Genomic DNA, 23647 nt, shown 5'->3' with positions numbered 1-23647 from the left:
CCGTCAGTCCGCGAAGATAAGCTCTACCTCATGGGCGAAGCCGTCATCTACGGCCGGTACCAAGCCGTCCTCCAGTACCCGGCCGTCCAGCATCAGGCGGGTTGCCCCGTCCTGCATGCGGTGGAAGCCCTCCGGCTTACGGACCTGAATCCGGTAGGAGGAGCTGCCAAGCTTCAAGGTGTAGGTAAGCTCCGTCTGCTCTTCCCGCAGCACCGGACTCAGGGCTATGCCTTGCTCCGTATATTCAATACCCAGCGCTTCCATCAGCGAGAGGGTGAGCCAGGTCGAGGTGCCGCTAAGCATCGGACCGATGTTCTCACCAGTCTCGCTGTTGTTGTATTGGGTGCAGAACCGCGGATTCCCGCAGACGGCAAACGGATCATCCATCGTCTTGAACGGCATAATCCGGTCCAGCAGCCAGTAACCCAGGCGGCAGAGCTCTGCTGCCAGATCCGGGCTGGATACTTCCTTGGCCCCCTTGAACATAGCCGCAGCAGCCATCATGCAGGCATGCTTGAATACGCCGCCGTTCTCACGGTCACCCGGGAAGTATTCATCCGATGCCGTGTGCGTGGATACCCGGCCCAGCGCCACCGGCGAGACCAGCTTCATGCCGTAAGGCGTCATCAGATGCGCCTTCATGGTGTCCAGCATCACCGCGATCTGCTCCTCATCCGCACAGCCCGCCAGAATACTCCAGCTGAACGAATTCAGGAAGTACGAGCCGTCCTTCGCCGGATCGGAGGACATCCCGTCCCCGGCAGCGCCGAGATACGTGTATTCTCCGTTCGGATAGCGGTTGAACAACACACGGGCGAAGAAATCTCCCTTCCAGGCATGCGCCTGGATGCGTTCGCGCAGCTTGGCTCCAAAGCCGGTCAGCTCATCTGCATACGCCTGCTCACCTTTGCGGGCGGCCAGAGCGGACAATTCATCGACCGCCACCTTCAGCAGGAAGGCGTTCATGACGCTCTCGGAATAATCACTCTCCAGCGAATCCCCGAAGACACCGCCGGCCTCCAGCTGCTTCCGGTAGAGTGCTTCCTTGGCCGGGCCGTTCAGGTAGGTGTCATCGAGCTTCAGACAGTCGTTCCAGTCTGCGAAGTCGAGCAGCGGCAGGCCGTGGCGGCCGATCGAGATCTGTCCGGAATAGACAATAATGGCCTTCAGGGTCTCGAATACCGGCCGCTCTGTGTCCGTGCCTGCTACCGGACAAGACTCATCCAGGAAATCCGTATCTCCGGTCAGCATAACATAACGGTATACAGCCTGGATCAGCCATAGTGCATCATCGGACCATTTGCCCGGCTCTTTGCCGGCCCAGAAGAAATTGTGATACGCATACCCCAGCTCAAAGACCATGCTGGTCCATTCTTTCAGCAGACTCTTGACGAGGCCGCCCCGGCCCATCCCGACGAAATAATACATCGAGGCATACATATCCTGAATTTCACGGAAGCCGATCTCCCGGTAGCCCTTCTGGGTCTGACAGAAGGAGCGGGAGACAAAGCTCTGGTAGAGCACCTGAAAAGGCAGATTGCGGTTCACGAACTGGTCGAAATCCGCGTCCCCGGAGGATACCTGCAGGAACCTGGAGTAATTCCGCACGAACTTCAGGGATTGTGCCAAGGCTTCTTCGGCCGCACTGCGGCTTGTGAAGCGGGCGATCAGTGCACCAACCTCTTCCTCCAGTACCGTATCGCTCCAGGTAGCACCGCTCTTGTCGGAGACAAGGCCCGTCAGCTGGTCAACCGCTGCTGAGGCTCCGGCAGCAACCTGAATCTCCCCTGCTACTGCGAAGAAGCCTGGCCCCTTGCGGTGCAGAATGCTGCTCAGCTTCAGCGCACCGGATGGCCGGTGGAGCGAGCCGGTGCCGACGAACTCATTGTAGCTGACGCAATATTCACGCGGCAGCACCGGTCCGTCTTCCCCGTGGATAATCATCGTGTGGAAGCGCAGATCATGCCGCCCGCCTTCCGGGTAATAGTCAGGGCTGATTGCAGCCACGGCACCATCGGCGTCCTGCAATACGCCGCCTTGCATAATAACATTGCTATACAGCACATCCTCGAACAGAGCGCCCGGGGCTGCCGAACCGAACATGCCCGTGTACACCAGACGAAGCCGGCGGCTGCTCTCTCCATGGTTCGTAATCGTAACGCGCTGTATCTCAGTCGCCAGCGGCAGACCCTCAGCATGCGGCAGAATGAAGATGGTGCGCGTAATCTCAAGTCCGCCGGACAGGCTGTACGTGATGATGGTTACATTCTGTGAATGGCGGCAGACCGCCGATTCAATGCCTTCTCCGCCCGGATCAGCGGAATAGAAGATCTGCTTCCCGTCCTCGAACAGATAGAATTGACGGTTGGCCGGGAAGCCGTTCTCCTCCTGGCGCATATCCCAGCGGGTCGCCAGCACCTGGGTAGCCGCATGGGAACGGAAGCTGCCGCCGCCATGGCGGTCTACCACGCTCTTCGGTGTAGTCTGGAGCGGATGAGGGAACTCCAGCCGGTTGCCCAGCAGCAGATTGACCGCGAAGTGCGGACCCGGAACGGGGGAACGCAGGTCAATGACATGCTCGCCTTCAGCGTTAAGGGCACCAGCCCAGCCCGGTGCAGCCTGAAGCTGCGCCAGTGCCGCGCCTGCAGCCGCCTCCGGTATGGCTATTGCCTGTTCCTGTCTTCCGGCATGGCGGATATGCAAGGATAGTTCCGTACCTGTATCATTCACGGTGAACAGCGCGGATGCGCCAGCCTCCTTCGGCAGCAGCACTGCCACCTCCGGGAGCTTCAACAGCTCCTGAATGGCAGGCAGCCGGAGCGGAAGGCCCGCTACGCCAACAGCCCCGATGCACCTGGAATCCGTGAAGACGGCGCTTAGCTGGCCGCCTTCCTCTATCCGGTCTGCGAATGCCTGTCTCAGGATATCCTCAGGTGAAGCTGCCGCTGCTCTTGCGGTATTGAATTTCAGCATCATGAATGGTTCTCCTCTTTTCCTGTTTTCTATTGGATGATACTCATTCCCTGTTATGTATACTCATTGGGCCGAAGAATGGGGGGAAGGTTCTGAACAAGCATGAAGAACGGTTGCCCGTTCTCCATGTAATGATTATAGAAGTGTATGCGGCCAGTCTAAATACCAAATCGTAAGCCTGAATAACAAAATCCAAAGCATGTTCGAGGTGCTTAAGGTGCAGCTGCTGTCCCGTTATTCGTGAGCACAATATCATCCACGTCCACCGTCAGATGCCCGGTGCCGCCATCCTTGATATCCCCCAGCTCGAAGGAAATGCGGCCGATGGAGGTGCTGCCTCCGGCAACATCGAATTCTACGGTATATTCCTGATATTCGCTGCCCAGATCCACAATTTTGCTCGTATACCCGTGCCAGTTGTAATTGTCTGCTACATCCAGCCAGCCGATGCTGATATTCATTTTGCGTTCAGCCGATGCCTTGGCCTTGAAGGTAAGTGTATAATGATTGCCTTCGTTGTAAGCGACTCCCTCATAAAAGACCTGCCGGTCCCAGGTGTTCGTTCCGGTGGAGCCCACCTTGATCTGCAGCGCTCCATCCACATTGTCAATGGCTAACTCCCCGCTGTCGGAGGAGTAGCTGCTCCAGCCCTTAAGCGGTGCCGAGAAGTCCCCGTTCGGAATCAGATTCTCCCCGTAAGCCTCACCGTCCAGCACCGGGCTTACCTGAAGCAAGGAGATATTGCTCAGGTTGACCGTGTGCGCTCCCAGCTCTTCGGTGATCTTGCCCAGACTGAACTGGAGCACGGCTGCAGGATCGGTTGCCGGGGCAGTGAACAGATATTCATAGTGTCTGCCGTCTTGGCTGAGTCTCAGCTCCTGTTCCAGATAAGGAGTCCAGTTGCCATCGTCAGTCCCGTCATGCTGAACCAGCGCTTTAATATCCCGGCCTACCGAAGCATCGGCATCGAAGCGCAGCAGATATTTCTTGCCTTGCTCTACCGGGATGCCCGCTTGCTTCACCTGTGCATGCCAAGCTTCCGTTCCAGTTCCTCCGAGGCTAACCTGCAGTTCTCCATACACAGCCTTCATTACAGTGCTCTTGCCCGGGTCATTGTCATCCCAGTCCTTCTTGTATAGCGTCCAGTTGTCGGTGGAAGCGTCCTTGAAGCCGCCGTTCACCACCAGCTCGCGGGACAGATCCAGCCACGCCAGATTGTAGCCGCTGCCGCCAAGACGGATGTAATAGCTTCCCGCAGGCAGCACAAGCGGGGCTCCAATGATCGCCCGGTAGGACTGAAGACCTCCGGTATCGCCAACTGCCGTGCTGTAGACAGATTCCGTCACCACCTTCTGCTTGCCGGCATCCAGCACTGACAGCGTTAGCTCCGAATCCGCACGCACACTGGATACGCGGGTTACCGGAACAATGCTGCCTGCCTGAGGCAGTACCACTTTGTATTCCACATAGTCGCCCTTATCCATATCCGTAACATCCTTGCCGCCTTCGCCGCTCGGAATCAGGCCGGTTCCTGAGGCTCTCCAGAACTGGTCTCCGCGCAGATGCAGGTAGTTCGTGAGCACTGGCGGATCGGTCATCCGTACCAGACGCACATTGTCAAGCTCGGTCTGTCCCGCAGCCGCGCCCAGAAGGAAGGATAACGCAGCTTCCGTGCCGGACCCGCCGGACAGCTCAATTTCTGCTGTATAGCTCTTCCACTCCGGTGTCAGAGTGAAGGTGGTTCCGTCAGGATAGACCGTCTGTCCGCCGCTGCTTGCCAGCTTAATGCCAAGCGGCTGCGCCTCGGCCGATCTCGCATCGAAGGCAAGCTGGTAGACGGCTGCCGCAGACACAGGAATTCCTGCCTGGGTCAGCGTCACATCCTCCGGCGATCCTCCGCCCTTCTGCACGTCCACCCGGAACTCCCGCTTCATCATCGGCAGGGCAAGTGTATTGGTTACACTGGCCTTCGCCGCTGCTTCCGAGCCCTGCTTAACGGCAAAGCTCCAATATCCGAGCCGTGCTTCTCCCAGATCGAAGCCTCCGTTATAGATCAGGTTGCCGTCAGCCAGCGGGGTGCGTACTACCGGCGGCGCTTCTGTCTCTACCACCCTTACATTCGCGAAGTAGGCGGATATGCTGTTCAGACCCAGATTGAACTCAAAGCGGGCATTATTGTCCGAAGCCTTGGCCATCGTGAAGCTGTACTCATACGGCTGCCAGTCCGGTGTAAGCTGGAAATTACGCTCCCCGGAGTAAGCCGTCCATCCGCCGCCGAATTCGGTCAGCTTGCTCATCAGCGGCCGGTCTGCGTCCGCTCTGGCATCGAAGGTTACCTTATAGGCTTTGCCCCGCTCCAGCAGCAGCGGCTTCTGCGCAAGCTGAATGGAATAATTCTGTTTGCCGGCCTCATGGACGGCAACCTTCACCGCCTTGCCCTTATCCTGATCATCAATGACGGAGGCTGTTCCGCTCCCGCCCTCATTCTCAATTAATTCCCAATATTCCGGCTGACCCTGGGCTGCTACAGTACCCTTGAAGTCCCCGTTGTAGATCTGATTCCCGTCTGCCAGGGCAGGACGCTGCGGGGCCGAGTGCCCCGGATCGATCGGCCGCTTGCCTGTTACATCCGGCCATTGATCCAGGTTCTTGTACTTGTAGACCCTTACATAGTCCACATACATCTTATCCGACTTGAAGTCGGCCTTCGGATCGCCCGGCCAGTCGCCGCCCACGGCCAGATTCAGAATCATATAGAACGGCCGGTCAAACGGAGCAGGGTACGTATAGTAATCTGGTTGGCCTTTGGCCATCGTTCCCCAGTCACTCGTCTCAAAATACATTTTATCATCCACATAATACCGGATCAGGCCCGGAAGCCATTCCAGCGTGAAGTCGTGATAATCATCCGCGAAGGTCTGGCCCTCCGGCAGTACATAGGTTTTGGTCTGGGACGCGTGCGGAATGTCGTAGTGAATCGAGCCATGGACCGTTCTTGGATAGAGTTCCGCCTCTGCCTTTCCGGCAACTGGTCCCGTCAATTCCATAATGTCCATCTCGCCGCTTCCCGGCCAAGGTCCATACTGCGTCTCGTCATCGGTTGGCATCATCCAGATGGCTGGCCACATGCCCTGCTGAACCGGCAGCTTGGCCCGCACGGTGAATTTGCCGTAGGTCCAGTCGCCCTTCATCTTCGAGGTCAGCTTGGCTGAAGTATAATTTTTCCCGCCGTAAGCCTGCTTCCGGGCTTCCAGCTCCAGTACGCTCTGCCCGCTCTCTGTCGTAAGCGAAGCATTGTCCGGGTGATAATATTCCAGCTCGTTATTGTACACCGTCCCGGTATCCTGTACATTCCATTTGCCCTCATCAATGGCCTGGCCGTCGAATTCGTCATTCCAGACCAGCTCCCATGGATTGTTCTGGGTTGGCGGAGTCGGGGCCGGCGTTGGGGTTGGCGTGACAGCAGGTGCCGCTGTCGGCAACGGCGTCGCTGGTGAAGACGTTGAGGTTGGCACTGGTGTGTCACCGCCGGCATTTCCGCCGCCCGCTTGGGCTGGGGCAGTGGTAGCCTTGGCACTTGCCTGCGCTGTAGCTCCCGTGCCGGACAAGTCCCGGAGCGTCTCGCCGGTCTTGAGCGCCTGGCCGTTAAGCAGCACACGCTCCCCCTGGTTCTCAAGCCGGCCGATCTGCCCCCGGCTCACGATCTCTGATCCTGCAGCGCCTGCGCCGATGAGCACAGTCTCTGCGCGTGAGCCCGCTCCGATCTCCACCTTCGCCGGCTTAAGCAATTCGATGCGCGCTGCGGTGCTGCCATCCTCCAGTACCATCCTTACCAGGGTGGTAAGCTTATTCAGCTTGATCTGTCCCAGGGTAGATTGGCGGAACACCACCGAATGGTCACCGCCTCCTGAGATATGAGCCGTTCCCTGCACCTTAATGCCCGAGAACGAGACTTCCCCTTCCCCTGCTCCGGCTGTCACGTAGAGATTGCCGCTGACGGTTCCGTCTTCGAGCTGCACATTCGCCCGGTTGACAATCACATTGCCGGACACCGCTCCAAGCTTCTGGCTTCCCTCGCCGGAGCTGATCCACCCGACCATCCGGCTCAGCAGCTCGGCCAGCTCGGCCCGGGTCATCTGCGCCTGCGGATTCAGCTTGCCGTCCGCATCGCCGCGCAGGTAACCGGCGTCCAGCATCGCACTCACGGCTTCCCGGGCATAGCTGCTGACCGCTGCCGCATCTGACTGTGCAGCCAGCGCACCCGGGGAGCCCGCCTCCAGCGAGAACGCCCGGCTCAGCATAGTCACGGCTTCCTGGCGGGTGACAGCCGCTCCCGGCTGGAACCGGCCATCCGCGTAGCCTTGAATAACGCCTGCAGCATTCACGCGGCTTACATCCTTGCCATACCAGGAAGAAGCGCTTACATCACTGAATACAGCGCTGCCCGAATCCGCATAACGGAACACGCGGCTGATGATGGCAGCCATCTCTGCCCGTGAGACCGCTTGTCCCGGTCTGAATTGTCCTGCCTCGTCCCCCTGCAGAATTCCTGCGGCTGACAGCCTGTTCACTGCGGCCGACGCCCAGTGCTGCTTCATATCGGCGAACCCTGCCGCCCGGGCTGCATCTGCCTGTCCTGTACTTGCAGACAGCCTGTCTGCGTCTTTCCCGTTATCTGCCTGCGCTATGCCTGTAGTTCCCGGAAGCTGTATCCCTGACAGCAGCAATCCGGCAATCAGAAGCTTGGATATTCCTTTGCGGTACATCTGAACATTCCCCCTCGTGTAGAACCTTGTTGAATTCTGGTCCCGTGCCAGTCGATTTCAGTATAGGGTCCGTATCCCGGAGACGACATACCAATTCCTTAGCCCGCATAACAAAGATGCAACTTTCGCAGTGTTGTTTTTCCAATTGTTTTTGGAGAACGCAAAAAGCCCAAATACCAGGCGGCTTCAAAAGCCGCCCGGTATTTGGGCACGGCGAATCTATGTAACTGTTAGCCGGTTATGAATCAGGCCATGCTCAAGAGGAGGCGTGGATTTGCGGGAAATCCTGTGCAACCTCTTCACCCGAGAACAGATCGTCAAGCGAGCTGAGCGTGCCATCCTCTTCAACCTGATACACCGACATTTTCTCGCCGTTGACCGTTAGTTCGATGAAACAGCCCCAGCAATAGAACTGGTGGGAGCCGATCTTGCCGATATCCTTGGAGTTGCAGTTTGGACACTTCATATAATACATTCCACCTATCCGTTAACAATATTAATGGCTTTTTGGAGCCGTTCTTCACTCATCGCAGGAACCAGTACAGAATCCTCTCCGATAGTCATCTCTTCAGAACAAGGCAGCCATTTGCGGCCTTCGATCAAATCAGTTACAAGCCCGTCACTGATTTCCAGCGCTACTATTGTGTTTCCCAACTTTTGGTCAAAATAAACATCCGATATCCGCCCGAGCACCGTTCCCGATGCTGTAAGCACCTGCCTGTCCTTCAATTTGTTCTTTCCCAAGAGGAAAGTATAGGATATATGGTCAGCGTCGACCTTAATAATCGACTCTTTATTGCGGATCATGACAGCATCTTCGCCATAAGCGGCAATATTATCCCATGCCACAACTTTCACATGCCTTCCAAAAAAAGATTTGCTTTCCAGTTCAATACCCGTAATATTCCAGTTTGAATCCAGTCCGATATCGATTATTTCACCGACTTCAGTACCCTCTTCAACTTCATACACAGTGAGGCCAATCATATCTTGAAGCTTCATGGTATCCCAAATCCCCTCACCTTAAGTATTGCATACGGGTTCCCATGAGCCGGAGTGCCTCTTGAACGGCTGCCAGAATGTACGGACGCCTAGTCTCTTGTACGCAGCCGGCTCAAAACGGTTCCAACTTTCCGGGCAACAACCTGCATTTCTTCATTAGTATTACCCAATCCTGTACTAAAGCGAATCGCAGAGTTCAAAAGTTCTTCCGGAAGCTTCATCGCCCGGAGGACATGCGAGATTTCCAGAGATCCTGATGTACAGGCTGAGCCGCTGGCCGCCGCAATCTGTTCCATATCCAGATTCATCAGCAGCACATCTGTCCCGGCTCCGGGAAAGCTGATATTCAGAATTCCAGGCACCGTATGCTGTTCATTTCCGTTAATGACATATCTCCCTGCTCCGACCTGCTTGTCCAGCTCCTCCAGCAGTGTTCTGCGGAGCTCCAGAGCCTGCTCATGATGACCCGGCAGCCCTTGTACAACCAGTTCAACGGCTCTGGCGAACCCGGCGGTATGAGCCAGACTCTCCGTGCCCGCCCGCCGGCCGCGCTCCTGAAGTCCGCCATGCTGTCTTGGCGTAAGCGGTGCCCCCCGCCGGACGTACAAGCCTCCAATCCCCTGCGGACCTCCGATCTTGTGGGCCGAGAAGCTCATATAGTCAACGGGCAGGTCGCGGAGCACCAGGGGCAGCGTTCCCAGAGCTTGTACAGCATCTACATGCACAAGCACACCCCGTTCGGCCGCTAATCTGCCAATCTCTTCTATAGGCTGTACAGTTCCCACTTCATTATTCACATACATTATGCTAATCAGTACTGTATCCTCGCGCAGAGCCGATTCTACATCCTCCAGAGAGACACGGCCGGTAGCATCGACAGGAAGATAGGTGACCTCGAATCCCTGCCCCGCAAGCTCCGCGCAGGTATGCAGCACTGCATGATGCTCAACCGCTGTAGTAATGATATGTCTACCCTTGGAAGCAGAAGCATAGGCTGCGCCGAACAGGGCGAGATTATCACTCTCCGTGCCGCCGCTTGTGAACACCCACTCCTCAGGGGAACAGCCCAAAAAGCCCGCGATTCTATCGCGCGCCCCATTTATAATTCTCTTGGCAGACCGTCCGAACTGGTGCACACTGGACGCATTGCCGTACTCGTTCAACAGCATATGATACATAACCGCTGCCACCTCCGGATGAACCGGTGTTGAGGCGGCGTGGTCCAAATAGATGGGTTTCATAACGAAATTCTCCGCTTCTTGAAATTCAAAATTTTCTTAATGGACGGCAATGCCGTTTTTACTTACAGGACTACTAGATTATACTGCTGAATTGCCTGTTTTACCACCTGTTAATAAACACAATATTGTAACATTTGTCCATGGTTGACGCTCCCGGTCAGCCCTCTAATTCCGGCAACCGCGCGGCAAGCTGCTCCTCGGAGATCACTTCAATACCATGCAGCCGCAGGAGAGCTGTGGTCACCCCTTCTCCGGGGATTTTCCCGCCCGCAAATCCTCCGTTATAGATCCTGGAGCTGCCGCAGGAAGGGCTGTTCTCCTTAAGGACAACAAGCGTGGCAGCTAAGCTGCGTGCCTGCTCCAGCGCGGCATACGCGCCTTCTATATACATTGCGGTTACATCATTCCCTGTTCTGTCAACCACCCGGGCCTGCCCCTTCAGCACATCTCTGCCGCTGCCGCCTATAATCTCTGCCGGTTCTCTCGGGGTAGAGAAGCCGCCCAGCAGTTCGGGACATACAGCAACCGCCTGCCGGCTGTCCAGCAACTGCCGGATGCCCTGCTCCAAACAATCGGTTCCATTATATCTGACCTTCATTCCTGCCAGGCAGGAGCTTACGATAATCATGTGCTGCCGTCCCCCTTCGCAATCCTAAGTCTCATCTTATATAATGCTAAGACAAGCTGTTCGGTCTGTAAACCATTAACTATCCAGGGAGGCATAGACAACATGTGCGGAAGATATACGATCACGGTAACACTGGAGGAGCTGATCGCCAAGTATTTCATCCGGGAGCATCCGCTCATCCAATATGCACCGAGATATAACGCGGCTCCGATGCAGCATATTGCGGCGGTCATTCATGACGGAGCACAGAATAAGCTCGGAGAACTCCGCTGGGGGCTGCTCCCTTCCTGGTCCAAGGAGGACAAGAACGCTGCCAAGCTAATCAATGCCCGCAGTGAGACCCTGCTGGAGAAGGCTTCGTTCAAAGGGCTGGTGGCCTCCCGCCGCTGTGTGATTCCCGCAGACGGCTTCTATGAGTGGAAGGCCCTGGAAGGCGGCAAGCAGCCGATGCGGATCACAATGCGGGACGGGCAGCTGTTCTCCATGGCTGCACTGTATGATATCTGGACCAGTCCGGACGGCGGCAGAATCTCTACCTGCACGATCATCACCACCGCCCCGAACGCTCTCATGAAAGACATCCATGACCGGATGCCGGTCATTCTGGATGCAGACGGGGAAGCGCAGTGGCTGGAGCGCAGCAACCGGAATATTTCCGACCTGATGAAGCTGCTGCGGCCTTACGATGCCGAGCAGATGCTGGCTTATCCCGTCTCCGCAGCCGTGGGCAATGCCCGGAGTGACTACCCGGAGCTGATCCGCAGAGCCGGGCCGGAGCCGGTGCAGGGCACCCTATTTTGACTGCTGCCTGGAGAAATATCTGCTGTTTGAAACCTCCGGTCCCAGGGTATTAACTAAAGCTCAACTCTCATAATATCCATCCACAATACGTATCCCAGGAGGAATTTCATATGGCTCCCAGCAGACAAGCAGTGTCCTTAAGCTCATCCGGCTCCTCCATTGAGCTGGAATGTCTCTATCATTCAACGCAGGGGCGATGGGCGTATGCCTATAACAAGGACACCTTCCATTTAAGAATCCGCAGCAAAAAGAACAACGTAGATCGGGTATTTGCCCTGATCGGCGACAAATACGACTGGGAGCAGCATCATCAGGAGCTGGTCATGCGTATGGTAGCTACCGACAGATTCTTCGATTACTGGGAAGCAGAGATCTTCCCCGAATTCAAACGCTTCTCCTATGGCTTCCGGCTGGAAACCGATCAGGAAACCGTATGGATGCTAGAATCCGGCTTCTTTACAGACGGGCTGCCCGAGCCTGCCGGAGGCTACTACGAAATGCCTTACCTTCATGAGGCCGACCTGCTTCAGGTTCCCGAATGGGCGAAATCTGCGGTCTTCTATCAGATCATGCCGGACCGGTTCGCTAACGGAGATCCGGCGAATGACCCCGAAGGGACACTCGAATGGGGGGCACCGCCCACCCACGACAGCTATTTTGGCGGGGACCTGCAGGGGATGATTGACCATCTGGATTATATTGCCGAGCTTGGCGTAACGGCGCTGTATCTGACCCCGGTCTTCCAGGCTCCCAGTAACCATAAATATGACACCGTTGACTACGGAACGGTCGATGCAAACTTCGGGGATCTCAATAAGCTTAAGCAGCTGGTGGACCTGGCTCATTCCAAAGGACTTAAGGTGGTCCTCGATGCCGTCTTCAATCATACCAGCTCCGAGTTCGCACCGTTCAAGGATGTGCTGGAGCATGGAGCGGATTCCAAATACGCAGGCTGGTTCCATATCCATGACTATCCCGTTCAGGTAGTGGACGGCAAGGCCAATTATGATACCTTCGGCTTCTTCAGCGGGATGCCCAAGCTGAACACTGCCCATCCGGAAGCCAGAGATTATCTGCTGGATATCACCAAATTCTGGCTCAAGGAGGTACACATCGACGGCTGGCGGCTGGATGTAGCTAATGAGGTGGACCATGTGTTCTGGCGGGATTTCCGCAAGGCGGTCAAGGAGATTAACCCGGAGGCGTTCATCATCGGCGAGGTGTGGAGCGACTCCCTCAGCTGGCTGCAGGGCGACCAGTTCGATTCGGTAATGAACTATCCCTTCTCTGACCGGCTGCTGAAGTTCTTCGGCGCGGACAACGACATCGACGCGGACACCTTCGCCGCGCAGATCTACGGGCTGCTTATGCGGTACCCCCGGCAGGCGAATGAGGTGCTGTTCAATCTCCTGGCGAGCCATGATACCCCGCGGGTGCTGAACCGTCTTGGCGGGGACAAGCAGCGGCTGAAGCTGGCGCTCACCTTCCTGTTCACCTTCACCGGTACGCCATGCATCTTCTATGGGGATGAAATCGGGCTTGACGGAGAGGACGACCCGGATTGCCGCAAATGCATGATCTGGGAAGAGGACCGGCAGGACCGGGGGCTGCTGCGCTTTTATCAGAGCCTCATTGCCCTGCGCAAGGAGCACGAGGTGCTGCGCACCGGCCAGTTCCGCTTCCTGCGGAGTGATCCGGGCAGCGGGGGCCTGGTGTATGAACGCTGGGATGAACACGCCCACTTCACGGTCTGGATGAATAATTCCGCTGAACCGCTGACTCTTACGCAATCACTGAGCGGCGGAGCCTGGCAGGATGCCTTGAGCGGCGAGCCTATAGAGGGCGAGGGTGACCAGATCCGCCTGACGCTGGAGCCGCTGGCATACCGGATTCTGTATAGCGGACAAGCTGGCGGCAAAGCGTGAGCACTTTAATAGTATAGACAAAGACAAGCCCCCGGAAAGGGGCTTGTTTGCTTATAGCTGTTTGTTACACCGGACCAGGCAACCAGAGGTGGTATACTTTTGTAAGGACAATCGTTCTTCACACACTATACAATGACAGGAGAATCGCCCTATGAACATCAGAACCGCAACCGAAGCCGATTATGATTATCTCGCAAGCCGTGACCACCATATTCTGAACTCACTTCTTCTCTCTAAAATAAACCAGCAGGAGATTTACATTCTGAGCGAGGGTAGCTTGAACATAGGCTGGCTGCGGTTCGGGTATTTCTGGGACCAGATCCCCTTCATGAATCTGCTGTGGATTGATGAGCCTTATCGCGGAGCTGGCTTCGGCAGACAGGCGGTGCAGCACTGGGAGCAAGCGATGCAAGCCCTGGGCCACAAACAGGTTATGACCTCCTCGATGGCGAGTGAAGAGGCCCAGCATTTCTACCGGAAACTGGGCTACCGGGACTCAGGCTGCCTGCTGCCGGACAATGAGCCGCTGGAGATTTTCTTCACCAAGGCGCTGTAGCTGATACTAACTGCTCAAATGCTGGTTTTTCAGACCGGCTCCAAGCTCCGCTGTGTACCTGGTCAGCCGCAGGCTGATCTCGGTGCGCATCACATCCCGGGTAAGTCCGAAGCGTTCCTGATAGCCCCGGCAAAAGATTTTGTAATACACCAGGAACTCCTCCTGCTCATCCGCCAGCACCCGGATATTATGCTGCTTCAGCTCCTTCTGGAGCTGGTAGGTATCCTGCATAATACGCTGCTGAATCGCCTGGCCGGCGAGCATGAAAGCCCGCTTCAGAATGCTATTGGACAGCTCAAGCTCCTTCAGGCTTTTGCTGACCATCGTATCGAGGTAAGGAAGCAGAATAAGGTCACGCACCATCGTCCGCTCCTCTACCGTAATCATTTTTCTGCCCTCTGTCCCCTGCTTCTGCTCATACTGCTGGACATGCTCTGTCATTAACATTTTGGATTTCCACCGCTCATTTCCGTCTAGCTTGCTCATTTATAGTGCCCTCCAATCTGCTGCGCCCGTTCCAGGGCGACCCCAGATTCCAGCAATGAAGACGCGCGGATCAGCGCCCCGCTTCCGTACCGGTTCTTGATCTGATCGATAGCCCGTTCTCTGTTACTGCTGCGCATCCGGTCGTCGAACAAGGTCAGCTGCATCACGCTGTCATCCGTGAGCTGGGATATAGAGATAGTCAACCGGCTTATCGGCAGACCGCTCCAATGATCCACGAATAGTCGGTAGGCTGCCGCTGCCACCTCATGGGTTAACGACGAAGGCTCCGGCAGTGTCGTCTGCCGGCTGTAGCCATTCGAGGTGTTGCCGTCTGTCTCTACTACCGCAACAGATACTACCGATCCCATGTACTGGTACTTCCGAGCCCGCTGGCAGACCTCAATCACCAGCTCCAGCAGCACCACCTCAATCTCCGGCAGCCGGGTATAGAGATTCCAGCGCAGCGCCTTCCCGTGGCCGACAGACTTCATCTCATGGCGTATTCCGGTAACGACCGGGCTGGGATCGATGCCGCGGGCGGTCTGCCAATAATATTCCGCCTGAATATCGCTCTGCTTGCCCATGGTGGTGCGCATCCGCCGTTTGAACTCCCCCAGCTCCATCCGGGCAATATCTCCAATTGTTGTAATCCCCATACGGTAAAAGTTCCGGGTCATCCGCCCGGCCACCATAAACATCTCGTGTACCGGACGCGGCCACAGCTCAGTGTCCAGATTATCGTAATCCAGCCGGAACGTGCCGCCCGGCTGCTTTTTGGCGAAGTTGTTAGCCATTTTGGCGAGGATTTTGGACGGGCCGATGCCCACCCGGGTCCACACCCCCGTGGATAACAGAACGTGCTGCTGTATCGAGTGAATCATCTCCGGCAAATCCCCTCCGAACGCGCGCAGAGAGCCGGTCACATCCAGGAACTGCTCATCGATGCTGAAGGCCTCCACCAGATCGGTATATACTTGGTAGATCTCGGAAATGAGGAGGGAGACCGTAATGTAGGTCCCCATCCGCGGCCGGATGACTACGAGCTCCGGGCATTTCGTCAGGGCTTCCCCCACGCGTGAGGCAGTGGTCACCCCGCGGGATTTGGCAAGAGGGCAAGCGGCCAGCACAATCCCGTTCATCCGCGTGGGATCGCCGACCGCCACAGGCTGATCCGCGTATTCGGGATGGGCCGCCTTCTCGACGCTGGCATAGAAGGACTGGCAGTCGGAGAGCAGAATAATCCGCTCTCTAGGCATACCGTTGCCCCCGTAACGGGCGCCAGGACAGAATATTGGCGGCCAGGAACACACGGGGCTGGCCGGTGCTCAGACAGGTGGCCCGAATCCGGCCGTCCCGAATCCCCCGCACTTCAATTTTCCGCTGCGTAATCTTGCCCGCTTTGTCCAGATATATCATTTCTATAGTTTGGCCGATGCTCATCTTCATGATTGATCGCCTCCGTGTAGAGTGAGAACATCTGTTTGTATTATATCCAAACAGATGTTCCCTAATCAATCATGAGTATATTCCTTGAATCCCATAATTATGTATCTGTGCTGCTGAAGGTGATATAATCAACGATTGTACAAGAAAGGGGCTGGGGCAAAGTGGGAAAAATCGTCGTTGGCGGACATACCTACTGGTGGAGTTATCAAACTGTGAGAGACATGTATTACCGTTCAACGCTGACGCTGATCACAGAGGACAGAAAGAACAAATGGATTGTTAAGTTCACCACTATAGATACCATTACTGCCGGAAGTCCTCTAAATGAAGGATTACGGGTCATCAAAGAGGGGCAAAACTACGCAATCAACCTAAACCAGCCCAAGTATGTCGCCGAAGTGTTGCAGTATGTACTGGATATGGGGCTGGATACATCCGCCAAGAACGTGCATGAGTTAAACGGCAATGATCTGCTGGCCGGCATGGGGTACCGGGACACTACGGGGATGTTGATACCCGCAGCAGTTATTCGGATGCTGTAGGCGCTGGGACGATAATAACTGCATTTTGTACAATGGAATACTGTAAAAAAGGCTTCGAAATAGAATCTGTTGTATTCGGTACAATTGAATATTGAAAAAAGGTCCTTTTTCACCCAAAACACAGCATCCCACTGTATGAAATACAATAGAATCTTATTTTACGGTCAGCTATGCGTTTTCTATTGCAGGAAATACAATCAGCTACTTGAATGTCTGGTACTGATACTAAAAAAGGATATACATTTCATGTCAAAGCTCTGGAAGAGTGCACTGTAAAGTTCAGTATCTGCACAAGAAAGAGCCCCGCTTAGTTTCAGCAGGGCTCGGTAAGAAATACTATTAGTTTGTTTTAAACCAGACTCCGCCTGTTCCATCATAATTTCGGGAGAATGCAATCAGCGGGGAGACATCACTTGTCTTCACTTTATAGCCAACCCAACCCTCATGAGAAGATCCGGCATAGACTTTTGTACTTATAGATGGATCTGGCGCTAGAATAATCTGGGCACCATATTCAGTGCCTGATGTTGATATGAGCTTATAATCAAACTGGTTTAAGTCCGCAGTGGCTCCAACCTTATCTACTTTGGATATACTTACTTTAATTTTAGCAAATAAGTATTCGTAGCCCGCTTCCGGTTCGCTTGCAAAAGCATCATACTGTTCTTTTGCAGCTTCCCAAGCTGCCGCACCTCTAAGAACCTGTGTAACAGCAACTGTTCCGGAATAGCCGCCTGTTTTATAATTGAAATTAACGGATTTCCCAATCTCGGTAGGTGTAGTACGACTAGAAGCTGTGACACTGTTAGTGGTTAGAGCAGCGGGGCTGCCTAACGTAACTTTTTTATTCTTTATGGTCACGGTGGTTCCAGTTGCCTTTGCTAATTCCTGTACCGGCGCATATATGGAGCCATTAATGACAGCACCCTCAGCAATTTTGACTCCACTCTTTTCAATAGTTACCACGCTCTGAACCTTCTGTCCCAGTAGTCCTGATGCTGCAAGTACAGTTACGCTACTAAATAGCATGGCCCCTGAAACAAACCCTATTACAAATTTCTTCATCTTATCCTCCAATGGTAGTTTTATCCTATCCTACCATTGAACTATATGGTCAGTAAATAATCTAAATCACTCGCCATAATGGAAATGCTGTTTATTCATATATTGGTCATGTGATGAACGCTTTATCCGCGCAACCACGGTTAAACTAATGTCTTAATCCTTCAAAGGAGAAGGTCCATGCTGCTAAACACCAGTACTATCTCTAAAAAGGCACTTATTTTTATTTTCTTGTTATTAGTCACTGCCTGCAGTAAGGATGACACCCTTTTTAAGGGAACTGTACACACAGTAGATGCAGACAATAACAGGATTCTAGTCATTGCTCAATTAAAGGAAGAAGACTTGGATAAGAATTACAAGGAAGTTCTGGGAACTAATACGTACTCTCAAGCCATTTGGGTAAATGAAGTTTCGCCTTCTAAATATAAAAAGGGTGAAGAGATTGAAGTGTTCTATACAACAAGTGATGATTCATTTCCGGCACAAGTTACGGCAAACAAAATTATAAAATCAAAAATAGAGTAGTGAATCCTGCAAGCAAGGGTCCAGAACTGCTATATTCGAGCCTTTGGCCATGCCGACAGAAGGGGCTGGCCCAAAAGTGACAGCCCCCTTTCTTGTGGGAATTATGTATGCGAAAAACAGCATACATTTGCTGATGCGCAGGTAATATCATCGATGGGAACAACGTTCTGTTGCGGAGCGTCTCCCTTCCCCCAAGTGCTCACGCTGAATCTACTCCAGCATAAAGAGCTATCCCAAGCAGCCGTTTCATGGCTTCTGGGACAGCTCCGTTCTGTTTTTTGCTTTTTTACCCAGTCGAAACGCCGGAGAAGGTCACGGGTCCGGTAACACTGGCAGTATTGAGCAGAACATTGGTGCTGTTATTGGCCACACCCAAAGAATAGGCATGATAACCTGCCGGAACATTTAAATCCAGATAAGAAATGGTAATTGGCTGTATTGCGAGTATAGAAAGCCCGCTTGCTCCTACATTAAAAATCGGCTGGTTATCCCGATATATAGTGAACACTACATTCGGAATGCCAAGCGTAGTCTGAAACCCAATGGTTGCACCAAGCAGAACATCCCCGTTTGCAACAGTAGCTAATCCAAACTCAGCCAATATTAAATTTTGCGCCGGCGTGAGAATTGGAATGGACAGGGTCTGCGTGCCGGTAGAGGCTGTGCTCCGTCCTACATCGATTATTTGTGCCACGATCAGGCCACCTCCCTTCCTCTAATCTATGAATATAGTATGTTAGGAGGACCCTTCCAGATTGGATGGATTGCAAGTACGATTAACACATTAATGTGTGTGGATAGAGGAAGCTCGGTTACTGAGGGGCTGGACTGCAACTGTCCGCCTTGCTTGGGCTAACGAAGATAGCTTATACTTCCTTTGTCCTCTGCAAGGGACATAAACTACCGGTAAAGAGAGGTTAACCATCATGCTTCAAGGCAAAACGAGGACGGCCGTTTGGACCGGTTTGGTTCTGTACACGGGTCTCACTCTGTTTTTCTTATTTGTCGGCTTCAACCGCTCATCGGCTCTACCGGAGACGGGTTTGCGGTATCACCTGTCTTTTGACGGGATTCCGTTGATATTTCCGGGCTATGGTTATTCGGAGCTTTGGGTCTTCAGCCTGGGTAACTATCTGGCCTTCGTACCGTTCGGGCTATTCATTCCGCTACTGGTCCGCTCCCGGTTCCTGCCGTTCCTCTTGGTCTTCATAGCAGCCATCACCGGGGTAGAGCTGATTCAGATGGTGACCCATTTGGGTGCGTTCGACATTAACGACATTGTCGTTAATACGCTCGGTGCAGCTGTCGGCTACGGCGCCCAGCGGCTAATCCGCCGCGACCGGTGGGCGCCAATAGGTATGCTCAAGCTCCTGTCCTCAGGCGCGGTCTTGACACTACTCGTCTACTCCGCCGTGAGCGGTATCAATTATTATCTGGAGCATGGCCGCGGGGAGATCAGGGCGCTGGATCAGCTCCCTGTTGAACGTGGTAAAATACAGTGGGAACAAAGGCTCAACAGCTTCACTATGGCCCAAGAACAGATCGAACCAGCTATCAATCTGTACAGCCCTGATCATCCGGGACTCCACGAGTTCTCACTGCGCCTGGATGGACAGTATAAGGAGTTAACCGGGAATTTCGGCGTCCCTGACGATGCTATCCCTGCTAAGGGCAGCGGCACCGGCAGCGTCATAATCAGCGCCGACGGAGAAGAGATTTATTCCCTGGATGTGAATATCGCACCGGGAGAGAATCAGCCGCTGTCTTTTCAGGTTAGAGTTGAAGGCAGACAAGAGCTGATCATCACAATCAATACCGAGGCTGCTGACCCCCGAACCCATGCGGTGTTGTGGGACCTTACGCTTACAGAAGCCAATGCCGGGCAAAAACTGGCAGCGCGGCTTCACCGGTTGCTCGGCGGGGGATAAAATAAACTGCCCCTGGCAGAAGCCCGGCGCTTTTGCAGATCAAATCATTGCACTCCAAATATCTCCTGCAGATACTGATCCAGAATACGAAGAGGCTCTTGCAAGGCCTGATTGGGAAACTTATGCGTGACCTTATAGCCTATTCTTGGGGGCACGGATTCCGATAGCTTCTGAAGCACAAACTCCCCCATCCCCGCCATATGTGCACCAATCGAAGCGGGAACGATCGTCCATTGTCTGGCATCCGTCAAAAAAGTCGTAATCAGTCCCGCTGTGTCCAGATGGACACGGGACGGGCATAGGGGGGCCCACCACTGGTCATGCCGGAATTGAAACTCCCTGTTCCAATTGATGAAGACCTCATGCTGCGCCTCCAATTCTTCCATGTCCACCGGATCTCCAGCCTGCCGCCCTGGGGCGGCCACACGCAGCACCACCATTTCTTCCGCAAAAAACGGGGTAACCGTGACACTCGGCGACACGATCTCCCGCACCACAAACGCCACATCCATCTCGCGCCGCTCAATACTGTCAAAAGCCTCCTGCGTATGCTGTGTACGAATCTGCAGCCGGATGGGCGGGGTATGCTGACTAAGCTTGCGGTAGACGGGAGGCAGCACAAAGTGACTGATACTCTCAGCCGCGCTGATGGCCAGACTTAACTGCGAGCCGCTGGCCTGTAAGATTTGGGTCTCCCTCCACAGAGCATCCCACCGTTCCGCAATACTAAAAAAGTCCTCCCCTTTCGGGGTCAGACTGATTTTGGGCGCCCCCTTTCTCCGCTCCACCAAAAGGCCGCCCATTTCCTTCTCCAGGGTCTTTAAACGGTAGCTTACCGTAGCCTGTGACAGGTGCAATAATTCGGCTGCTTTACTTATGCTTCCGGTCTGTACGATCGCCAGGAACGCTTCAATCCCGGGGAAATACATACAATCCCTCCTCGAAATATAGAAAAAGTTAATATAGTTCACAAAATATTTGCGTTTTACATCATTATTCTTCATGTTTAAAATATCATTAACAATGACAAAGGGCCAGCCTATCCGGTTTGCTTCAAAGTGAAAGGTGGTACAGCCATGAAGATTCTTATCGTCGGCCATTTCAGCGAGAGCGCGCAATCCAAGATTACAGGGCATTTTCCGCAAGATTGGAACGTTGTTATTGTCCCGCCCGGCGAGGAAATGCTGCAGCATATTGCAGATTGCCAGGTCCTCATCCCTGAACATATTCAAGTGGATCACAGCCTGCTGGCTAACGCCAAGCAATTAAAGCTGGTCCAGACGGGTGCAGGCTATGATAATGTCGATGTCGCTGCCTGTACACAGCTTGGCATCTGGGTAGCCAACGCCTCAGGGGTCAATGCACAGGCGGTGGCCGAGCACGTAATGGCCCTGATCTTGTCTTATTATAAGAACATCCCGTTTCTGGATCGCTTCATGAAGAACAGGCTGGATGAACATCAACTGGAGTATACAGGAAGTGAATTAGAGGACAAAACGATTGGGATTATCGGTCTGGGCGCTATCGGAAAAAAGGTGGCTGCGTTCTGCAGTGCTCTGGGGATGAATGTGCAGGCTTATGCGAGGAATACCGCTGTGTCCTCTGACGGTGTCGTGAAAATAACGGATTTCGATACGCTGATCAGCACATCGGATATCATCAGTGTGCATGTTTCCTTGAATGAGCAGACCAAACAGCTGATCAACAAGGCGGTTTTGGCGAAAATGAAGAATAGCGCTCTGTTCATCAACACGGCCCGCGGCGGGATTGTGAACCAGACAGACTTGATTGAGGCGTTGCAAAACGGGGAACTTTCAGGCGCCTGCCTGGATGTATATGAATCCGAGCCGCTTCCCCTTGACAGTGAGCTGCGCAATTTGGGTAACGTGATCCTCACTCCCCATACCGCAGGCATGCCGGACGGCCGGAAATTTCATCGAAAAAGATATGATTTTTTCATCGCTAATATAAAACGTGTAGCAAACGGTGAAGTGCCTGAGAGCAAGCTCAATCAGCTGCTATAATTCCAGACAAAGACCCCTTCTAAGCCGCAGATGGCCCAAGGGGTCTTTGTCATATAGTGTAAGGGATTATTTAAGAGCTTCGTTAAACGCACTTTCGATTTGCTCCGCATCCTTGGAGACCGTGAACAATATATAGCGGCCTTTGACCTTTAATATATGCTTTTCGACGAGGTAAAATTGCTCGGGGCGGTAGTCTTTCAGCTTGACTTTTTGAGCCTCAATTCTTTCCATGATTTTTTGCTTAACGCTGTCCGCTTGAGACTCTTGCTTCACTCTGATCACGGCCAGTTCATTCGCTTCCACGTTCGATTCTGCCGTATACAGCACAAAATCCTCAACTTCATCTGCATTAAGCTGATAGAGCTTCTTAAGCCTGTTCTTATCCCCCTTTTTCATACCTTCCATAGAAGCCGCTTGCTTGATGCGCTCCTCAATGGTATGGACAGGAACGTCTTTGGCGCCTTCCTTCTTACTGGAGCATCCGAGCAGAATGCCGCATAAGCTCATGAGCGCAGACAGGACAACCAGGTACTTTATTTTCTTTCCAGTCAGCATCGTTACTGGCCTCCTCTTTGCATTATTCCACAGCATCCGCTAATACTTTAATGGATGGATCTTCAGAAAATGTAGCAATATTATACAAAATCAACATGTCACCGATTTGCCGTTCTTCCATAAGCTTCCGTACATTGCCATCATAATACCGGAGATCTATCACATCAATTTCGCTAAAATGCAGGGTTAAAAAAGGGATCAGGCTGTTGGCATACGAATCTTTAACAATAAGCAGTCTTCGCCCTTCCGCACTGCCGGTTGTTATGCGGAGCAAGCCATGATTCCCGTTGAAAAAAACAGTGTATTTATCCTTCTTGGTGAGGTTGCCCATAACGTACATCGAATCCGCACTTTGCTGTTCGTGGGCGTACTCCACGGAAATGTTCCCCGGTGTTTTTGAATAATAAAGCTCAATAGAATCCGGCTGTAAGTGCCTAAACCCGCTTTTCGAATACAAAGATCCATAGAACTGGCTGGTGACTTGGCGGATGTTGAAATCAGCTTCGTTCATGGGTGAAAAACTCATTGGCGCGCCCAGCTCCCGATAGGCAAGGAATGCGCCTTTGGTCGTCCAGTGATGGTCTGTTTTGTAATAGAGCGGTTGCTCCTTGTCCGCCTCCAGCACGGGAAAAACATTGATCCATCGAATGTCCCCGAGATCAGAATCCTTGATCTTGTCCCAATAGCCCTTCTCATCCCCACCGGAAGCATAAGGCGGCAGTTTATCCTCAAGTATGGAAGCTGCGGTCGGCACGAGCATCATATATTTGCGCAGACCAGGCGTAGCCTGATCAAAGGCTTGAATGGCTTTCAGCTTGTCTGCCAGATCTTCTTGTCCGGGAGGAGTGAATTTTTGAATTAAGTACCCGTCCTTGCCGAGGTAGACCCCGTTGCTCTCTTTCCTCCCCAATCCCTGGTCCGCATCGGATTTCAGTCCAATCCAAAAGTCCCTTGCCATAAACTGGTCCGATAGATACGCTTCAAATTCTGAAGTAAACTTGCCTGATCCTAAGGCTTGAAGCGAGAATGCCGGGAGCTGCTGCAGCATCCGGTTCTCTGATTCGGAAAATACTTTCCCCGGGGTCAGACAATTGACAACCAATACCGCCCCGGTAAACATCAGCAGTACAATGGCGAGTGCGCGATAATAGACCTGGTCGTACTTCTTCAAAGATAATCACCTC

General features: G+C 53.5%; 21 protein-coding genes. 7 read left to right on the top strand and 14 right to left on the bottom strand.

Translation table 11 applies throughout. The features are described from left to right. Positions 1-3: 3 nt before the first annotated feature. The 6 genes from NSS64_RS04255 to NSS64_RS04230 all read right to left on the bottom strand — a co-directional run bounded on the left by NSS64_RS04255 (position 4) and on the right by NSS64_RS04230 (position 10610). Entirely contained in the window at positions 4-2976 is a 2973-nt protein-coding gene (locus NSS64_RS04255) for a GH36-type glycosyl hydrolase domain-containing protein (RefSeq protein WP_341139317.1), read from the bottom strand. A gap of 209 nt (positions 2977-3185) precedes the next feature. Then, a complete protein-coding gene (locus NSS64_RS04250; RefSeq protein WP_341139316.1) occupies positions 3186-7739 on the bottom strand; it encodes a carbohydrate binding domain-containing protein in 4554 nt (1517 codons plus the stop codon). A 256-nt stretch (positions 7740-7995) separates the two neighbouring features. Next, the gene (locus NSS64_RS04245) at positions 7996-8205 is read right to left on the bottom strand and encodes a hypothetical protein (RefSeq protein WP_036690502.1); all 210 of its coding nucleotides are present in this window, start codon (positions 8203-8205) and stop codon (positions 7996-7998) included. Between the two features lie 14 nt (positions 8206-8219). Next, entirely contained in the window at positions 8220-8741 is a 522-nt protein-coding gene (locus tag NSS64_RS04240; RefSeq protein ID WP_341139315.1) for a PRC-barrel domain-containing protein, read from the bottom strand. An 89-nt stretch (positions 8742-8830) separates the two neighbouring features. After that, positions 8831-9982 carry a cysteine desulfurase family protein gene (locus tag NSS64_RS04235; RefSeq protein WP_340938788.1) on the bottom strand — a complete coding sequence of 384 codons (1152 nt, stop codon included), beginning with the start codon at positions 9980-9982 and terminating at the stop codon, positions 8831-8833. Positions 9983-10139: 157 nt separating this feature from the next. Continuing rightward, on the bottom strand, positions 10140-10610 hold the full coding sequence (locus NSS64_RS04230) for a DUF523 domain-containing protein (RefSeq protein ID WP_341139314.1): 471 nt from the start codon (positions 10608-10610) through the stop codon (positions 10140-10142). Between the two features lie 102 nt (positions 10611-10712). On the opposite strand from NSS64_RS04230, the gene NSS64_RS04225 reads away from it, so the two are divergent. The 3 genes from NSS64_RS04225 (at position 10713) to NSS64_RS04215 (ending at position 13892) form a co-directional block, all read left to right on the top strand. Beyond that, positions 10713-11411 (top strand): SOS response-associated peptidase, encoded by a 699-nt coding sequence (locus NSS64_RS04225; protein WP_341139313.1) that lies wholly within the window; start codon positions 10713-10715, stop codon positions 11409-11411. A gap of 110 nt (positions 11412-11521) precedes the next feature. Further along, complete coding sequence (locus tag NSS64_RS04220; RefSeq protein ID WP_341139312.1) at positions 11522-13336, top strand: alpha-glycosidase; 1815 nt, start codon at positions 11522-11524, stop codon at positions 13334-13336. A gap of 151 nt (positions 13337-13487) precedes the next feature. After that, on the top strand, positions 13488-13892 hold the full coding sequence (locus NSS64_RS04215) for a GNAT family N-acetyltransferase (protein ID WP_341139311.1): 405 nt from the start codon (positions 13488-13490) through the stop codon (positions 13890-13892). 6 nt (positions 13893-13898) lie between these two features. On the opposite strand, the gene NSS64_RS04210 is transcribed toward NSS64_RS04215, so the two are convergent. The 3 genes from NSS64_RS04210 to NSS64_RS04200 are packed head-to-tail and all read right to left on the bottom strand — an operon-like array spanning position 13899 to position 15824. Then, the gene (locus NSS64_RS04210) at positions 13899-14378 is read right to left on the bottom strand and encodes a hypothetical protein (protein WP_036732304.1); all 480 of its coding nucleotides are present in this window, start codon (positions 14376-14378) and stop codon (positions 13899-13901) included. Further along, complete coding sequence (locus NSS64_RS04205) at positions 14375-15634, bottom strand: DNA polymerase IV (RefSeq protein WP_341139310.1); 1260 nt, start codon at positions 15632-15634, stop codon at positions 14375-14377. Before NSS64_RS04205 ends, NSS64_RS04210 begins: the two co-directional genes overlap by 4 nt. After that, the gene (locus NSS64_RS04200) at positions 15627-15824 is read right to left on the bottom strand and encodes a hypothetical protein (protein WP_340938778.1); all 198 of its coding nucleotides are present in this window, start codon (positions 15822-15824) and stop codon (positions 15627-15629) included. Before NSS64_RS04200 ends, NSS64_RS04205 begins: the two co-directional genes overlap by 8 nt. A 221-nt stretch (positions 15825-16045) precedes the next feature. Here NSS64_RS04200 and NSS64_RS04195 point away from each other — a divergent pair, with 221 nt between their 5' ends. Next, complete coding sequence (locus NSS64_RS04195) at positions 16046-16366, top strand: hypothetical protein (protein WP_341142755.1); 321 nt, start codon at positions 16046-16048, stop codon at positions 16364-16366. A gap of 339 nt (positions 16367-16705) precedes the next feature. Here NSS64_RS04195 and NSS64_RS04190 read toward each other — a convergent pair whose 3' ends face one another. After that, positions 16706-17431, bottom strand: coding sequence for a hypothetical protein (locus NSS64_RS04190; protein WP_340938776.1), 726 nt, complete (start codon positions 17429-17431; stop codon positions 16706-16708). A gap of 177 nt (positions 17432-17608) precedes the next feature. Here NSS64_RS04190 and NSS64_RS04185 point away from each other — a divergent pair, with 177 nt between their 5' ends. Then, positions 17609-17956, top strand: a complete 348-nt coding sequence (locus NSS64_RS04185) for a DUF3221 domain-containing protein (protein ID WP_341139309.1) — start codon at positions 17609-17611, stop codon at positions 17954-17956. Between the two features lie 286 nt (positions 17957-18242). Here NSS64_RS04185 and NSS64_RS04180 read toward each other — a convergent pair whose 3' ends face one another. After that, on the bottom strand, positions 18243-18650 hold the full coding sequence (locus NSS64_RS04180; RefSeq protein WP_340938774.1) for a hypothetical protein: 408 nt from the start codon (positions 18648-18650) through the stop codon (positions 18243-18245). 232 nt (positions 18651-18882) lie between these two features. Here NSS64_RS04180 and NSS64_RS04175 point away from each other — a divergent pair, with 232 nt between their 5' ends. After that, the gene (locus NSS64_RS04175) at positions 18883-19884 is read left to right on the top strand and encodes a VanZ family protein (RefSeq protein ID WP_341139308.1); all 1002 of its coding nucleotides are present in this window, start codon (positions 18883-18885) and stop codon (positions 19882-19884) included. Positions 19885-19928: 44 nt separating this feature from the next. On the opposite strand, the gene NSS64_RS04170 is transcribed toward NSS64_RS04175, so the two are convergent. Next, complete coding sequence (locus tag NSS64_RS04170; RefSeq protein ID WP_341139307.1) at positions 19929-20813, bottom strand: LysR family transcriptional regulator; 885 nt, start codon at positions 20811-20813, stop codon at positions 19929-19931. A gap of 147 nt (positions 20814-20960) precedes the next feature. On the opposite strand from NSS64_RS04170, the gene NSS64_RS04165 reads away from it, so the two are divergent. Then, positions 20961-21908, top strand: a complete 948-nt coding sequence (locus NSS64_RS04165; protein WP_341139306.1) for an NAD(P)-dependent oxidoreductase — start codon at positions 20961-20963, stop codon at positions 21906-21908. Positions 21909-21974: 66 nt separating this feature from the next. On the opposite strand, the gene NSS64_RS04160 is transcribed toward NSS64_RS04165, so the two are convergent. Then, the gene (locus NSS64_RS04160; protein ID WP_341139305.1) at positions 21975-22463 is read right to left on the bottom strand and encodes a DUF4358 domain-containing protein; all 489 of its coding nucleotides are present in this window, start codon (positions 22461-22463) and stop codon (positions 21975-21977) included. Between the two features lie 22 nt (positions 22464-22485). Continuing rightward, positions 22486-23634: a DHHW family protein gene (locus NSS64_RS04155; RefSeq protein WP_341139304.1), complete on the bottom strand. Its 1149-nt coding sequence runs from the start codon at positions 23632-23634 to the stop codon at positions 22486-22488. Positions 23635-23647 lie beyond the last annotated feature (13 nt).

Source organism: Paenibacillus sp. FSL H8-0122 (genome assembly GCF_038005345.1).
In the GTDB taxonomy this organism is placed as follows: domain Bacteria; phylum Bacillota; class Bacilli; order Paenibacillales; family Paenibacillaceae; genus Paenibacillus_AQ.
Note: the sequence above shows the minus strand (reverse complement) of the source record. Positions and strands in the feature narration are given on the sequence as shown.